The sequence below is a fragment of the Microcoleus sp. Pol12B3 genome, assembly GCF_036701355.1.
Classification (GTDB): Bacteria; Cyanobacteriota; Cyanobacteriia; order Cyanobacteriales; family Microcoleaceae; genus Microcoleus.
The window spans coordinates 1-16,807 of sequence record NZ_JAUBQS010000007.1 but is presented as its reverse complement, the minus strand read 5'-3'; the positions used below and the strand labels follow the sequence as shown (position 1 = coordinate 16,807).

Below are 16,807 nucleotides of genomic sequence, written 5' to 3'. Positions count from 1 at the left end.
GATCGCTGCATTGGTCTACAGAAATAAGTTAAATCTCGGTAATTAAGAATGGGGAATTGGCAATTGGGAATGGAAAATGCAGAATTGGGAATTGTCAACCACCCGGCAGCGACTAATGACTAATATCGATTCGCGCTGCGCCGGAATGATATCAAATCCGCGCTTCCGCAGTCTGGCGTGTCGAATCCCGATGCCAACAAATAATTCGCGCAATTTTCATTTTTTTGCCTCACAGTCAACAGTCAACAGTCAACAGTCACAGATCTATATAACTAAAAAAAAAAGAGGGAAAATTCCCTCTTTTAATTACACTAACTGTGAGGTTATTCTTCAGTCGCAGGAGGGATTTCTTCCTCTACATCTAATACTGCTTCGGGTGCTGCTTCGGGTGCTGCTTCCGGCAGATCCTCTTCCATTGCTGACGGTACGTCTTCGAGTTCGTCGGAGATATCATCAGCATCAATGGAGTCTACAGGAATGTCTATGCCTGCTTTAGCTTGCTTTTGAGCCAGCATTTTCTCCCGGAACTTAGCTGCCATTTCCTCAGCTTTTTCGTATACCAATTCGCGATTTTTGACCATCGCGCCCGGTTCCGGTTCCAACTGCTTGGTGGAGAGAGAAATCCGGCCCCTCTCGGCATCCAAGTCAATGATCATCACTTTCACTTCGTCGTTAACATTGAAGACGCTATGAGGCGTATCGATGTGATCGTGTGAAATTTCCGAGATGTGCAGCAAGCCGCTGACGCCGCCGATGTCGATAAAGGCACCGTAAGGCTTGATACCGCGTACTGTACCGATGACGACTTCCCCGACTTCGAGGCGGTTCATCTTGCGCTCAACTAAGGCGCGACGATGACTCAACACTAGGCGGTTGCGGTCTTCGTCTACCTCTAAGAATTTTAATGGTAATTCTTCGGCGACTAATTCTTCCTTCGGTTTGCGGGTACTTATATGAGAACCGGGAATAAAGCCTCGCAAGCCTTCTATTCTCACGAGTGCGCCGCCGCGGTTGGTGGCAAATACTTGCGATCGTACTGTGGCATCTTCTGCTTGCAGTTGTCGCACTCTTTCCCACGCCCGCATATACTCGATGCGCCGAATGGACAGGGTTAATTGTCCGTCTTCATTTTCATCGGTTAGAATGAAAAATTCTCTGGTTTCGTTTGATTGCAATACCTCTTCTGGGCTTTCGACTCGATTGATCGACATTTCCTGAATGGGAATGTACGCTGCTGTTTTAGCACCGATATCAATCAGAGCGCCCCTGGGTTCTATACTAAAAACTGTACCCGCTACTACATCGCCCGGGCTAAAGTGATAGTCATATTTATCAAGTAGGGCTGCAAAATCTTCGTGAGTAAAGCCGATGTCTTTGACTGTGGTTTTGAGATTGACCATGCGAATAGTTTCCTAGGATTTCTCTCCTTCATGTTTTTCGTTTGTGCCGGCAGATATTAGAGATTTTGGTGAAAAAGCGGTTAACTTTTTTCAAAATCTTTTACTAAAGTCAGTTTTTGCTAACTTTTGCCGGGTGCAACTGCACACCAGCGCTTGCCATTACTGTTACTCCATACTCTGTGTTAAAACGTTGAATCTTAACATTCCGAGTCAAGTAGACTATTATAACTTACACGCATACGGGTTTAAAATTAATTTAAGCGAGCTTAGCTGGGACTAGCGCAGGATGCTGGGCTTTCTCGATCGACTGCTTCCAAATCCGGCAAATCTGCGTCAAAATTTGTCCCAGTTGCTGCATCTTCAGCTTCGTTGAGGGGATTCTGAAGGTGATTTAGGGTATCTACAAAATCTCGGATGCCTCGAAATTGCCGATATACGGAGGCAAAACGGACATAAGCGACTTCGCTAAGCGGTCGCAGGTGCAACAACACAAGTTCCCCTATTTCTGAACTGGCGATTTCTCGGAGCGATCGACCTTGGAGTTGGGCCTCGATTTCTTCGGCTAGGGTTTCGAGATGCCCGGAAGACAAACCTGTTTTTTCGCAGGCCCGAATCAATCCCCTGACTAATTTTGACCTGTCAAAAGATTCGCGCTTGCCGTCGCGCTTGATCACCGTAATCGGTACAAATTCTATGCGTTCGTATGTTGTGAAGCGGTGCTGGCAGCTCAAACACTCACGCCGCCGACGGATGCTTTGACCTGATTCGGCTGAACGCGATTCTAAAACCCGGCTATTTGTGTGTTGGCAGGAGGAACAGCGCATGATTGCTGATTTTAACAGGCATTGCCAGCAAATTGCCATTCATCTAACCGCCTGGGGTCTGATGAATGGCTGGACTAGAAAAATCACTTAGCACACAGCGGTGAAATAGTCCCGCACCAAATTAGATCACTATGATGCGGGCTAACCGCAGTCCGGTTCAAGATATTTTGGACTTGCTGGAGGCGTATAGCTAATTATTTGCCAATTCGGGGAGGTTCCCGAAAGGCGATCGCAAAAAATAGTACGCCTATGGCTAAAGCCAGAATCAAAATGTAAGCAACGCTTTCCATGTTAAATTTTCCCTATCTTCCCTTGCCGTATTATTTTATCTTAATTGCTGGTTTTATTATTAACTAAAAAAACCCGGTTTCTTCAAGAAACCGGGTTTTTGTGTAGCGGGGAAGTTTCCCCCCTAGCCAGAGGCTAGCGAAATTTAGAGAGGTTCTTCTCTTCTGGTGGTTACGTCGCCCAGTTTTTGGAACAAGCCCCACTCGACTTGTTCTTCCATGTCAGCCTCAACCCCAGCAAACACGTCGCGGAAGATTGTCCGAGAACCGTGCCAGATATGGCCGAAGAAGAACAGCAAAGCAAAGCAAACGTGTCCGAAGGTGAACCAACCGCGAGTCGAAGTGCGGAAAACGCCGTCAGAATTCAAGGTTTCGCGATCGAATTCAAACACTTCACCTTTTTGAGCAGCGCGAGCAAACTGCTTAACATCTAGAGGATTATTAAAGGTTTGACCGTTAAGTTCGCCGCCGTAGAAGCTGACGGTAACTCCGCTTTGTTCAAAGCTGTATTTTGATTCAGCACGGCGGAAGGGGATATCAGCGCGAACGACCCCATCTTTGTCCGTCAAAATCACTGGGAAAGTTTCAAAGAAGTTGGGAAGGCGGCGAACCGACAATACCCGACCTTCGCTGTCAGTAAATACTGGATGGCCCAGCCAAGATTTAGCAATACCGTCGCCATTGACCATCGCGCCGGCCCGGAACAAACCGCCTTTAGCAGGAGAGTTGCCCACGTAGTCGTAGAAAGCCAATTTTTCGGGAATTTGTTCGTAAGCTTCTTGGAAGCTAGCGCCACCGGCCAAGCTAGCTTGAGCTCTGCGATCGATTTCTTGTTGGAAATAGCCGCTGTCCCACTGATAGCGAGTCGGGCCAAAAAGTTCGATCGGAGTAGCAGCAGAACCGTACCACATCGTACCTGCAACCACAAAGGCTGCGAAGAATACGGCAGCGATACTGCTAGAAAGTACAGTTTCGATATTCCCCATCCGCAGGGCTTTGTAAAGACGTTCCGGCGGCCGCACTGTCAAGTGGAACAAACCGGCAATTACGCCGACTACGCCCGCTGCAATGTGGTGAGCTACGATGCCGCCCGGATTGAACGGATCGAAGCCTTCAGGACCCCAAGAAGGCGCCACTGGCTGGACGTGACCGGTCAGGCCGTAGGGGTCGGACACCCACATTCCCGGCCCAAAAAGTCCCGAAAGGTGAAATGCGCCGAAGCCGAAGCAAAGCAAGCCGGAGAGGAACAGGTGAATGCCAAACATTTTTGGCAAGTCGAGGGCTGGTTCACCGGTGCGAGGGTCTCTGAAAAGTTCTAAGTCCCAAAATACCCAGTGCCAAACTGCTGCTAAGAACAGCAGGCCCGAGAGGACGATGTGAGCGACGGCGACGCCTTCAAAGGACCAGAAGCCCGGATCGACGTTACCTTCGCCGGTGATGCTCCAACCGCCCCAAGAGCCCGTAACTCCCAAGCGAGTCATGAAGGGCAACACGAACATCCCTTGACGCCACATTGGATTCAGAACTGGGTCTGTGGGATCAAAAACTGCTAGTTCATAAAGGGCCATTGAGCCGGCCCAACCTGCCACGAGGGCAGTGTGCATTAAGTGTACAGAAATCAATCGGCCTGGGTCATTTAAGACGACTGTGTGTACGCGATACCAGGGTAGTCCCATTGACTGCGGTTCTCCAAGGTGTAAGTGATGATGTCTATTTTTACGGAAAAATCAGATTCTGAATCCCCAGCAGTTACCTGCAGGGTTTAAACTCTGCCTTTTGCCGACTGCCATCTACCTTCAAAGGTGGAGGCATAAAAATGAAAGTTATTTAAAGAAGTGTATCGAGTGTTAGAACCGATTGCAATATGTTGAGCATTACATTAGTTGCGGGTTGCCCATTTCGCAGCGGGCGGCGATCGTCCCGAGGCGTTCGAGGACTTGTTCGGCATCGATCAGTCTGGTGAGGGTGACGTTGCCGATATTTTTGGCAGGATCGGCGGGATCTGGACGGACTGCTGGTTGGACTTCTACCATTAGTACGGCGTCTTCTACGCGGTAGAGCCACATTTTTTCGTTGCGATCGGAAAGGCAGAGGTTGAGCTGTTGGATGTCCGGTGCCCGCCTCCAGGCGGCGTGACTCCACTCGCCACCTACCCCCCAGACGCGCCCAACTTTCCAGCCGTCGGATAAGAAGAAGTATTTCACTTGTGTACGCTTGTTGAGATTTTTTTGTCTAACATAGCGCAAAACAGCAATAGTACGGAATTATTGAACTGCGAAGACGCGAAGGGTGCATATAAATATTGTTATTCGATCGACTATTGCCTATAATATGCTATGTAAGGCATAATTTACTCAAATTAAGATAGCAGATAGTAGATTTACCGGTTATTTGAATAAATTAATGGAGCTAGAAACAGATGACAATTAGCCTGAAGACTATTATGGAGAATTTGCCTCCCGAACAACGAGCAATAGTCGAAAAGCGATCGGTTGAATTAATGGCTGAAGAAATGACATTGCAAGACTTACGAAAAGCAAGGAAATTTACTCAGATTCGCATGGCAGAATTATTAAATATGCGTCAAGAAAATGTCTCGCGACTCGAACGCCGTGCGGATTTGTTGGTATCTACTTTGCAAAGTTATATCGCGGCAATGGGTGGGGAGTTGTCATTTGTCGTAGAATTCAAAGATCGGCCACCCGTAAAAATTACTGGATTAACATCGATGTTTGAAGAAAACAGCTACACTAATGGAGAGGAAGAGTTTTAATTAAGGAAACTAAAACCTAATTTGGCCAGATGTCTCTTATTCAATCTAAAATCTAAAATCTAAAATCTAAAATCTAAAATCGAATGACCGCACAAACACCAGTAGAATTCCAAGACAGTTTCGACATCATCGTAGTAGGTGGCGGACACTCCGGCTGCGAAGCCGCCCTCGCCACTTCTCGCCTCGGCTGTCGCACCCTTCTCCTCACCCTCAACCTCGACAAAATTGCGTGGCAACCTTGCAATCCGGCTGTCGGAGGCCCGGCTAAAACCCAACTTACTAACGAAGTTGATGCGTTAGGCGGGGAAATTGGCAAAATGGCCGATCGCACCTACTTACAAAAGCGCGTCCTCAACGCTTCTAGAGGCCCCGCAGTGTGGGCCCTGCGAGCACAAACCGACAAGCGGGAATACGCCGCTGTGATGAATAATATTGTCGAAAATCAACCGAATTTGACCATCCGCGAAGCGATGGTAACAGACTTAGTTTTGGGCAAAAACGAAGAAGTTATCGGAGTAGAAACATACTTCGGCGTCGCCTTTGAATGCAAAGCAGTAATTCTGACCACAGGCACTTTTTTAGGTGGCACAATTTGGGTGGGCAATAAGTCGATGCCCGCCGGACGTGCGGGAGAATTTGCCGCTGTTGGCTTGACGGAAACTCTCAATCGTTTGGGCTTTGAAACTGGCAGGTTAAAAACAGGAACTCCGGCAAGAGTTGACAAGCGTACTCTCGATTATACCAACCTGGAACCGCAGCCGGGAGATGCAGAGGTTCGCTGGTTTAGTTTCGATCCAGAAGTTTGGATCGAACGGGAACAAATGCCTTGTTATTTAACTCGAACTACGCCAGCTACTCATCAGTTAATTAGAGACAATTTGCACCTTTCTCCAGTCTACGGCGGCTGGGTTGATGCGAAGGGGCCGCGCTACTGTCCGAGTATTGAAGATAAGATTGTGCGGTTTGCGGATAAGGAAAGTCACCAGATTTTTATTGAACCGGAAGGTAGAGATATTCCTGAACTTTATATCCAAGGATTTTCTACTGGTTTACCGGAAAATTTGCAATTGCAAATGCTGCGGACTCTTCCGGGTTTGGAAAAGTGCGAGATGATGCGCCCTGCTTATGCTGTGGAGTATGATTATTTGCCGGCAACTCAGTGCTTTCCAACGCTGATGACTAAGAAGATCGAAGGGCTGTTTTGCGCGGGTCAGGTGAACGGTACAACCGGATATGAGGAGGCGGCGGCACAGGGGATTGTGGCGGGTATTAATGCAGCCCGGTTTGCGAAAAATCAGGAGATGATTGTGTTTCCTCGCGAGCAAAGTTATATCGGGACTTTGATCGATGATTTGTGTACGAAGGATTTGCGGGAACCTTACCGGATGTTGACTTCGCGATCGGAATATCGGCTATTATTGCGATCGGACAATGCTGACCAACGCTTGACGCCACTGGGACGGGAAATTGGTTTGATTGACGATCGGCGCTGGGAGTTGTTCGATCGCAAACAAGCTAATATTGTGGCAGAGAAGGAACGCTTGTACTCGACGCGGGTGAAAGAGCACGAGGAAGTAGGCAAGGCAATTTTTGCTGACACTCAACAAGCGATTAAAGGTTCAATTACTCTGGCTGATTTGTTGCGTCGTCCTGGTTTTCATTATGTGGATTTGGAACGCTACAATTTAGGCAATTCTAGTCTGAAGTTGGCTGAGAAAGATGGTGCAGAAATTGACATCAAATATTCTGGCTACCTGCAAAGACAGCAAAATCAAATCGATGACATTGCCAAACATGAACGCCGACAATTGCCTGCAGATTTGGATTACATGGCAATTACAACTCTCTCCAAAGAATCGCGGGAAAAGTTGGCTAAGGTGAAACCGCTGACGATTGGCCAAGCTGCCAGAATTGGTGGCGTAAATCCGGCTGATGTTAATGCTTTGTTGATTTTCCTGGAAGTGCGAAACCGTCAGCAGCCAGCGGGTGTAGGTAAATAACCTAAACTAGAGGTGCCTCAAGGCTTCCTTCAATTTTAGGAAATCGCAGTATGAAAAAGTGTGACTATTGTGGAACCACTATTTTCTTCTGCGGATTTCATATTAAGGGATATAGATTCTAAGCTTTGCTGATTCACGGTATAAATCAACTTTTATCGGAAGTTACAAAAGTCACCATACTGGGCTTATAAAAATTCCTAAATCTTGCATTTATACCTGTATTCAGCAATGCCATAAAAAAGGAAAACTGGCAGAATGTCAACTCTAAGTGATGCAATTATGCCAGTATATTGTAGATATTTATAAATCCTCGAACCAAGCCTGAATTTCGCAAATATTCCGCATAAGAATTAGCATTCATCTGTGGTTCAAACGTCCCCGCAATCCCCACCAGTGTTGCCACCCTCAAAGCCTTAGAAGAGCAGCTAGATGCCTTGCTGTATGCTTATATACGCGCTCACTGGTGGTATTAGGGAATAGAGCGGAATTTGGTATTGGGCGATCATTTCACAGCCGGCTACATAATCATTCCCCAACTTCCATAAAGAGTTCGAGAGAGAGGGGGAGACAGCGAGAGGGAGAGGGGGAGAGGGGGAGAATTGGGAAACAAAGTTAAATTCATCCCTGTATCCGTGTCCGAATCCGTGTCATGCCCTTGTTCCCTCTTCCTTCTTCCTTCTTCCTTCCTTTAATGTGCCCAGAGAATCACGCCAGCTTCATAAGGACTGCTGAGATTATCGTGCTTCGGCAAAACCCGCAACGACAAACCTTGCAAACCACTAGAAGTATAAGTAATGTCAGCCGTATAAAGGCTAGCATTGTTAGCATCTTCTCCCAAATACTCCATCACCACCGGCACGCCGCCGACAATATCTCCGTTAGCATCAACCGAACCTTGATAAAGTTCGACTTGCACGTCCGCAGGCGTCAATCCCATCAGATTAATCCGAGATTTAACAGAGATCGACTCATTGACCTTAACTTCTTTATCCTGGGAAATATCAACAGCCTCAATCTTAATATCCTTCCACTTCGCGAGAACGTGCTTCTTCCAGTGAGACAATTCCTTGGCGGGAGCGCAATTATCCGAAGTCATCGTGAAGAATCGATCGCTCACCGGGAAATAAGCCCGCCGCGCGTAATCCTTCACCATCCGAGCAGTATTGAAGAAAGGACAGTTCAAGCGAATAGAATCCTTCATTTTCGCCGTCCAACCGCGGGGAATTCCATCAGCATCCCGGTTGTAAAATAGGGGTACAACTTCCTTTTCCATCAAGTCGTACAAAGCATTCGCCTCGACTTCATCCTGATACTTAGTATCTTCGTAAAATTCCCCATGTCCGATCGGCCAACCGGTACGAACATAATCAGCCTCATCCCACCATCCGTCAAGAATGCTCAGATTCGGCAAACCATTCATCGAAGCTTTCATCCCGGAAGTACCCGAAGCCTCACGCGGGCGGCGCGGCGTATTCAGCCACACATCGCAGCCAGACACCATCATCCGAGCGACGTTAATGTCGTAGTTCGGTAAAAACACCATCGAGCTCATCGTCTCGTGCTCGCGGATGAAGTGAACGATATCTCGAATCAATTCCTTACCCGGAATATCCATCGGGTGAGCCTTCCCAGCAATCACAAACTGCACGGGGCGATTTTGATCCCGCATGATCCGCATAATTCGATCGACATCGCGCAAAAATAGCGTCGCCCGCTTGTAAGTAGCGAAGCGGCGCGCAAACCCGATCGTCAGCACCTTCGGATTGAGTGCCTCCCGCGCGTGTTCGATTTCCGTTTGGGCCGCACCGCGCTCGCGCAAAGTCTTTTCCAGCCACTCCCGCGCGAACACCACCAACTCCGATCGACAGCGTTCGTGATTGCGCCATAGTTCCTCATCAGGAATCGACGACATTCTGTCCCAGAGTCGATCGTCCTTGCGAGTCATTTCCCAATCCGGGCCGAGGTATCGATCGTACAACTCCTGAGTAGACTTCGCCACACAACTGCGAGCGTGCACCCCGTTGGTAATCGAAGTAATCGGTACTTCTTCCTGCGGCAAACCCGGCCACAAACCCTGAAACATCGGGCGCGACACCACGCCGTGCAAAGCCGCCACCCCGTTGACAAAACTCGACATTTTAATTGCCAAAATTGCCATATTCAGAGGTGCGGACAAATCGCCAGTATTCTCCCGCCCCAATCCTAAAAACTCATCTTGCGACAAGCCAAACATCTTGGGATACTGACCTAGATAGTGCATCACCATATCCGGCTCGAACAAGTCAAACCCTGCAGGCACCGGCGTGTGAGTCGTAAACATACTGCTCGAAACCACCACCTGTTCCGCTTCCACGAAACTCAGGTGATATTCCTCCATCAGCATCCGAATGCGTTCCAAAGCCATGAAAGCCGCGTGGCCTTCATTCATGTGATAAGCCGTAACTGTCAGCCCCAATGCCTTGAGCATTTTCACGCCGCCGATGCCCAGCATGATTTCTTGGTGCATCCGCAGAGTTTTATCACCGCCGTACAGTTGGTCGGTAATATCTTGGTCGTAGCGGCTGTTAGGTTCAATATTTGTATCCATTAGGTACAAAGGAACCGTTCCCACTTGTACCCGCCAAATCCGGGCATACACCTTGCGGCCGGGATAGTCCACCTCAATCCGCAATTCCGAACCGTCGGGATTGCGTTCTGGGTGCAGCGGCATATTGTAGAAATCGTTGAGCGGATAGCGTTCTTGCTGCCAGCCGTCGGCGTTGAGATACTGCGAAAAATAACCTTCTTGGTATAGCAAGCCGACACCGACTAAGGGCAAGCCCAAATCGCTAGCTGATTTGAGGTGGTCGCCTGCGAGTACGCCCAAACCGCCCGAATAGATCGGTAGGGCTTTAACTAAGCCGAATTCCATCGAAAAGTAAGCGTAGCATTCTTGCTGCTCGGTGCCGCGCTGTTTGCGGTACCAGGCGCGATTTTTGAGATAATCGTCTAACTGCTGGGCTGCTCGGTTCATTTGGGCAATGAAGCCTTCGTCTTCTGCCATTTCTTGCAGTCGCTCTTGAGATATGGTTCCGAGCATCAGCACCGGGTTTTGGTTGCTGGAGTCCCACAGGTCTCGATCGAGGCGGCGGAACAGGTCTTTAGTATCCACATTCCAATCCCAGTGCAAGTTGTAGGCAAGCTTGCGCAGGGGTTCGAGAATTGTCGGTAGCGAAGGGGAAACGTTAAATGTGCGAATTGGCTGCATAGACAAAGCCTTTATGTTGGGGTAGCGATATTTTCCTCTGTCTTTAGGTACAAGTCCGTTATTCTGCACACTATTTTAAGTTTTAACAAGGGCGGGCGATCGTGATCGACCATCATTAAGCACACGGCGCCGTGCCGTGTCCCTAACCAAGCTAAGCTTTTAACTGCGGTGGCGGGAACGAGGACTTGATGCCTCGGAGTTGAAAATCCCTCAAGTTAAGAGCGCTGTGTCACTTTTTGGGCAAGCATCTTAACGAATTGCCGGACAACTTAGGCTCGCTGCAGCGCTCTAGCAGTGATGATGTTGGGGGTGCAGCGGAGGAAAATAAGTCGGGAGACTAAGATTCGCGGTCAAGAACCATAACTAATAACTAATGACTCATTAAGCAATTTGCACTTTCCTCAACATAGAATTTACCAAAAGTTTGCTAGCCTCACCAACCGAGAGGGCAGGGCTGAAATAATAACCCTGAATTTCTTGACAGTGGAGTTCGCGCAAACACTCCAACTGCTCTTTAGTTTCTACCCCTTCGGCTACCACGCTCAAGTTCAAATCTCGCCCCAGCGTCGCTACAGCCTTGGCGATCGCCAGTTCGCAGGGATCGGTCGTCAATCCGCTGACAAAGGATTTATCTATTTTTAAGATATTCAAGGGAAACTTTTTGAGATAATTTAGAGAACAATAACCCGTGCCGAAATCGTCCAACGCAATTTGCACTCCCATATTCTGCAACTCCCTGAGAACTTTTGTGGTATAATCCACATCTTGCATGGCTGTAGTCTCGGTAATTTCTAACTCTAAATACTTGGGTGCTAAACCGCTTTTTTCCAAGCTATTCGCTACCATTTCTAATAAATTAAATTGCTGGAACTGCCGAGCCGAAACGTTGACTGCTACCCGCAAATCTGGCTGCAAAGCATCCTGCCAAGCTTTATTTTGAGTGCAGGCTGTTTGCAGCACCCATTCCCCAATAGCTACAATTAATCCGTTATCTTCGGCGATCGGAATAAATGTAGCGGGAGTAACTAAACCTAATTGTGGATGTTGCCAGCGCAGCAGGGCTTCCATGCCCTGAATTTCCCAAGTAGTGATGTTGACTTTTGGCTGGTAGAAAACCTCAAATTCTCCCTGTTCTAAAGCCTCGTGCAGCCTGTGTTCTATAGTTAGTAACTGGCTGCCTTGGGGATTAATTGTTGAAGTATACAACTGATAGTTATTTCTTCCCATTTCTTTAGCGTGGTACAAGGCAGCATCGGCATTTTTGACTAAAGTTTCGGCATCTTCACCATCATCTGGATAAAGAGCAATGCCGATGCTGCTGCTGACGTGAAACGGTTGTCCTTCTAGTTTAAATGCTGGCTTTAAATTGTTGAGTATTCTTTGAGCTGTTTTAACTGCATCTTCTAAGCAATTGATATCGGGAAGTAGTATGGTAAATTCGTCGCCTCCCCAGCGGGCAACCGTGTCAGTCGATCGCAAAGTGTCGCTGATGCGTCCGGCAAAACCTTCTAAAAGGCGATCGCCCGCAGCGTGACCTAGTGTATCATTAATCTTTTTGAACCTGTCTAAGTCTAAAAACATCACAGCTAGCATTTTTTTTGTTTTTTTAGCTTCTCTTAATGAGGCCAGCAGCCGCTCGTTAAACAGTATCCGGTTCGGTAAACCGGTGAGTTGGTCATAAACAGCTTGATAGCGAATAATTTCTTCAGCTTGCTTGCGCTGAGTAATGTCCATCATAGTACCGATCGCCCTTACTGCTTTGCCACTTTCATTACGGATGATATAGCCACGATCGAGCACAAAAACATATCCCCCATCTGCACGGTGAAAGCTGTATTCTTCCGACCAACATTGAGCGTCTGAGTTCATTGTTTTGTTGAAGCTTAACATCACTCTTTCCCGTTCTTCGGGGTGAATATTTAACCACCAAGATTCTAATTCTATCGTCTGAGTTTCGTTGAGTTTATATCCAAAAACTTTTTCAAATTCTTCGCTCAACCAATACTCATTTTTTAACAAATCAAAATCCCATACGGCGTCATTTGTCGCCCGCGTCAGCAGGTGAAAACGTTCTTCACTTTTGCGGAGTTTTTCTTCGGATTGCACACGTTCCGTTACATCCCGAAAACTGAATACTCGACCAGTAATTTTGCCTCCGGTGCGCTGGGGCAACGAGTAGCGCTCGAAGATTCTGCCATCTGTCAACTCAATGAGATCGTAACTTTCTTCTGTGGGGCTATTAGACAGTTCTTTAGCACGGTTGAGAAATATTTCCGGATATTTTAACTGGTTGATTCCAAACCCCACAATTTGGTGGTTATCTCTCGAATCAACCAGCAGATCCGGCAACTGCCACATTTCGGCAAATTTGCGGTTAAAGGTGAGCACTGTGCCCCCACTGTCAACCGCCAGAATACCGTCAGCAGTAGATTCAATGGTTGCTTGAAGCAATGAAACAGATGTTTCTAGTTCTAACTCTGCTAATTTGCGATCGCTGATGTCAAATGCTGTGATTAAGATGGAAGCTTTTTTTTCAAATTTTATAATATCTACAGTTGCTTCAATCCAGCGCATTTTTCCGCTTTTCGCGACTATTATTAATTCATATTTTGACCCTGCATTTGAGCGTGCGTGGCTGGATTTACCCCAGTTTTTAACTATTTCTATAAAATCTCGATGAATTATGTCGTATAAATCCAATGCTAGTAATTCTTCGCGAGTATATCCTGTCAGAGCTTCTGTCTGAGCATTGACATAGCGGAACTGTCTGCGGTGATAGATAAACGCAACAGCATTAACAGTTTCTATCAGTTGGCGAAACTTTTTTTCACTGCGCCGCAAATTTCTTTCAGCTCGCTTGCTATCGGTAATATCTTGTGCTATGTATAACTTGCCGCTGACCTTGCCTTGACCGTCGCGAATAATTAAAATAGAAAGGTGTACAATTATTTTTTTTCGGTGTTTAGAAAGATAAACTTTTTCGACGTGGCGGACAGAACCTTCGACTGTTAAACTTGCTAACTCTAACTCGGGTGGCGGTGATTCAGTTTTCTTAAAAAGTCCAGCTATTGGTTTGCCTAACAACTCTTTTTTAGAGTATCCCAGAAGTTGACAGGTAGCTTGGTTTAACGACAGGATATGGCCGCCCGGGGTGGTCGCAATTATCGAGACGTTCATTTCCTCGCAAATATCGAGAGCATATTCGGCAGTTTGCTGCAAATCTTGGGTCATTTGGGCAATAGTATGCCAGATATCCAGTTCTTTTTTTGGATACAACACTTTTTCTCCTTTTGGTAGCTTGTCCTTATCTGTTTCAGACTTCGTTTTAATTAACCTCATAGTCTTGGATAATATATTTACTGTTTTACCCCTAATGAATAATGAGATTAATAAAAAAATAAAAACCAGATAATTACCCATTATTTTTAAGCTAAAATTAGGTTCTTTTATCTGGCTTTCCTGAGATTGTATATAATTGTAAGTCGGTAATTGTACTGGCTCAATTGGGGATAATTTATCCAAAAATAATGGGGCGCTTGCAGAAGTAAGCGGGGGAGATGCCGAGCGCAAATAGCTATGTTTCTGAGACCTAATCAAAATCCATTCTACAACGAGAGTGCCATGCCCATCTCCTAGACTTGTCGGTAACATTTTTGGATTTATGCCACATTCCACACCAAAAATAGCAACCGTGAAATATCCCAATATTAATGGAAAAATTATTTTCATTTGCTCTATTTCCTAATTTTAAATATTTTTTTTAGCTATCAGAAATCTCCAAAATTTTAGGAGAACTTTATCTACCATAGGAAAACCCAGCCACCCGGAATTTATGTGGATTTGTAAATTAAGTATTACAAAAATAATAATTTAGCTTTATAACTAATTACAATTTTAATCTTAATCTAAAATATGTCATCAGCCATTGTGCCACAAATTATCCGCCATTCTGCCTAGACACCGGATGGGAGCGCTAAAATTAGATAATTCCCGCAAGGAGGCGACCGGGACTTGTTAGAAAAATAAACAATTAGCTTAAAATCTATGCAGAGGTCCACTAATTGAACCCATGAGTCAGACCATCCCAGAACTCCAAAAAGAAGTCCGCGCGCTGCAAGCAGAAGTTGCCACCCTGCAAGAGGCGCGGGAAAAACTTGCCGTACAGCGCTCAGAGTGCCGAGTGGCAGTCAGTTTTCCCAAAAATAATACTCCTGAAGCCATTGCCGAGTTCCACAAGCAAACTGCTGCTTTTGGGGAGCAGTGGTTACAGCAAATCCAGGAAATTGACCGAGAGACTAAAAATATTGAAAAGCAACTGCAACAAAAACAGGGTTTACTCAATTACAAGCAAGGTGAACTAGAAAAATTGCTTGCCGGACAGCACTGGCAAGAAGTGGAAAACCACGTTCAAACCGGGGAAAAACGCTTGCAAGCACAAGCTCGTAGAATCAATCAAGCAGCAGCGCAGCTAGAGGCAGAAATTCAAGCTTTGAAAGCACTGTACGACCAACTCAACCCGAGTTATTCCGAGTGGTTTCAACAACCAACTCAAATAGTTGAATTTTCTGCAAAAACTATTCCTTATGCTTTTCCCAGTAGCAGTGGCTTAATCTTGGATAATAAGGAGATTGAGTGGGAAAAAAAGTAGTTTTGACTTGTAATTTTTAAAGGTAAATTAGTGACTTGAATGTCGCCGTCGAACGCTCCAATAAGCAAGACAGATTCGACGGCAACATCCCAAGACTTTTACCTGTTTGTTGAAATTAAAAATACAAAACTGCCTCTGGCACACCTAATTTTAATATTTTTGAGTTTCATTTTTTGAAACAGGTTTATTTGTAGCTCTGGTGTCAACCTAAAATCTAAAATATAACAGTTCTGGACCCATCAACCGGGTTTGACAAAAAGACTTTTTTGCAGCCGTCGCTTCTGCTAAAACACCCGGTTGATGAGAGCAAGGAGTACGTAAGCTCTGTCTAAAATCTCACATAGACTTACTGATGAAACAATTGATTTGGATAGCGCTATTTATTCTAGTTGCGGTGGTGGCTGTGGGTTGGCATTCTGACTCGTGGCAGCGGTTGTCGGCTGTACCCGAAGTTGGGATCGATCGCAATATCCACACTTCCCAAAACCCTTCTCCGTTACCGCTTCCTGCTGAAAAAAATACTTTTTTTCAGCCGCAAATTGACCCGTCCAGGCTGTGGAAACACGTCGAGACTTTAGCAGGAGAACGCGATGGAGAACGATCTCGCTCCTTTACTAGAGACTACATTTCCCAGCAATTGCAAACATTAGGATTTTCCGCAGATTTGCAGCGGTTCGATCGCGGAATCAACGTCTTCGCTGAGAGAAAAGGCACTGACTCAAACGCCGGTGCAATTTTAGTCGCAGCACACTACGATACTGTACCCAACTCGCCCGGGGCTGACGACAATGCGACGGGAGTCGCTGTAGTTTTAGAAGTAGCAAGATTGCTGGGTTCTCGGCCCACGCCTCGGACGCTGCAATTAGCATTTTTCGACCGGGAAGAAATGGGACTTTTAGGCAGTTTAGCATTCACAGGTAGCGACGCGCGGTTAAAAAATTTGCAGGGAGCGATCGTCCTGGATATGGTAGGTTATGCCTGCCGCACGCCCGGATGCCAGCAATATCCCGAAGGATTAACAGCGCAACCTTTTTTAGAAGCATCGGGGGTAAAATCTCCCGACAAAGGTGAGTTTATCGCTGTGATTGGGGATGCGGAACATCCGCTGCTATTGAAAAGTTTTGCAGATTCTGGAAAAGCCGATTTACCTGCGGTGGTGGCGCTGCCGGTTCCCCTCAAAGGGTTGCTGACTCCCGATGTTTTACGCAGCGACCACGCGCCTTTCTGGTATAAAGGAATTGGTGCTGTGTTGGTGACGGATACTGCAAATTTGCGATCGCCCCACTATCACCAATCTAGCGATACATTAGCAACTATCGATCGACCTTTTTTCGCCGGTTCTGCTCAAATTGTTGTTAATGCCACGGCTAAATTATTGGAAATTAGATAATTGGTAACTACTCGTTACCAGGCAGAGCCTGGTAACGCATATCCGGAGGATCTGCCTCCAATTTTCCCACGCCAAGCAAGCGAGGCAGATCCTCTGAAAATCGGTTCCTAGGCTCTGCTTAGGAACTAGGTAAATAACTAATAACTAATAACTAATAATTAATAACTGGAGTTTAGACTAACAAGGGAAAGAAAAGGGAGCCTGTGATTGGCACAGGCTCCCTAAAGGCAGAAAATTG

At 46.5% G+C, this 16,807-nt stretch carries 11 protein-coding genes; 4 read left to right on the top strand and 7 right to left on the bottom strand.

The window, feature by feature from the left end; all coding sequences use genetic code 11:
• Nucleotides 1–323 precede the first annotated feature (323 nt).
• From QUA53_RS05175 to QUA53_RS05155, 5 genes are all read right to left on the bottom strand, one after another.
• Entirely contained in the window at nt 324–1,400 is a 1,077-nt protein-coding gene (locus tag QUA53_RS05175) for a 30S ribosomal protein S1 (RefSeq protein ID WP_333067149.1), read from the bottom strand.
• 266 nt (nt 1,401–1,666) lie between these two features.
• Complete coding sequence (gene nrdR, locus QUA53_RS05170; protein ID WP_333095567.1) at nt 1,667–2,224, bottom strand: transcriptional regulator NrdR; 558 nt, start codon at nt 2,222–2,224, stop codon at nt 1,667–1,669.
• Between the two features lie 194 nt (nt 2,225–2,418).
• Complete coding sequence (locus QUA53_RS05165) at nt 2,419–2,514, bottom strand: photosystem II reaction center protein T (protein WP_006635641.1); 96 nt, start codon at nt 2,512–2,514, stop codon at nt 2,419–2,421.
• 143 nt (nt 2,515–2,657) lie between these two features.
• The gene (gene psbB / locus QUA53_RS05160) at nt 2,658–4,187 is read right to left on the bottom strand and encodes a photosystem II chlorophyll-binding protein CP47 (protein WP_333073814.1); all 1,530 of its coding nucleotides are present in this window, start codon (nt 4,185–4,187) and stop codon (nt 2,658–2,660) included.
• Between the two features lie 198 nt (nt 4,188–4,385).
• Entirely contained in the window at nt 4,386–4,715 is a 330-nt protein-coding gene (locus QUA53_RS05155) for a hypothetical protein (RefSeq protein WP_039887994.1), read from the bottom strand.
• A 215-nt stretch (nt 4,716–4,930) separates the two neighbouring features.
• Here QUA53_RS05155 and QUA53_RS05150 point away from each other — a divergent pair, with 215 nt between their 5' ends.
• Entirely contained in the window at nt 4,931–5,284 is a 354-nt protein-coding gene (locus tag QUA53_RS05150) for a transcriptional regulator (protein ID WP_333095556.1), read from the top strand.
• A gap of 83 nt (nt 5,285–5,367) precedes the next feature.
• The gene (gene mnmG / locus QUA53_RS05145; protein ID WP_333095558.1) at nt 5,368–7,284 is read left to right on the top strand and encodes a tRNA uridine-5-carboxymethylaminomethyl(34) synthesis enzyme MnmG; all 1,917 of its coding nucleotides are present in this window, start codon (nt 5,368–5,370) and stop codon (nt 7,282–7,284) included.
• Between the two features lie 688 nt (nt 7,285–7,972).
• On the opposite strand, the gene glgP is transcribed toward mnmG, so the two are convergent.
• Both glgP and QUA53_RS05135 read right to left on the bottom strand, forming a co-directional pair.
• On the bottom strand, nt 7,973–10,531 hold the full coding sequence (glgP, locus tag QUA53_RS05140; RefSeq protein ID WP_333095568.1) for an alpha-glucan family phosphorylase: 2,559 nt from the start codon (nt 10,529–10,531) through the stop codon (nt 7,973–7,975).
• A 381-nt stretch (nt 10,532–10,912) separates the two neighbouring features.
• Nucleotides 10,913–13,810, bottom strand: coding sequence for an EAL domain-containing protein (locus tag QUA53_RS05135; RefSeq protein WP_333095559.1), 2,898 nt, complete (start codon nt 13,808–13,810; stop codon nt 10,913–10,915).
• 790 nt (nt 13,811–14,600) lie between these two features.
• Here QUA53_RS05135 and QUA53_RS05130 point away from each other — a divergent pair.
• Nucleotides 14,601–15,179, top strand: coding sequence for a hypothetical protein (locus QUA53_RS05130; protein WP_333095560.1), 579 nt, complete (start codon nt 14,601–14,603; stop codon nt 15,177–15,179).
• A 352-nt stretch (nt 15,180–15,531) separates the two neighbouring features.
• Nucleotides 15,532–16,569: a M28 family peptidase gene (locus QUA53_RS05125; RefSeq protein ID WP_333095561.1), complete on the top strand. Its 1,038-nt coding sequence runs from the start codon at nt 15,532–15,534 to the stop codon at nt 16,567–16,569.
• Nucleotides 16,570–16,807 lie beyond the last annotated feature (238 nt).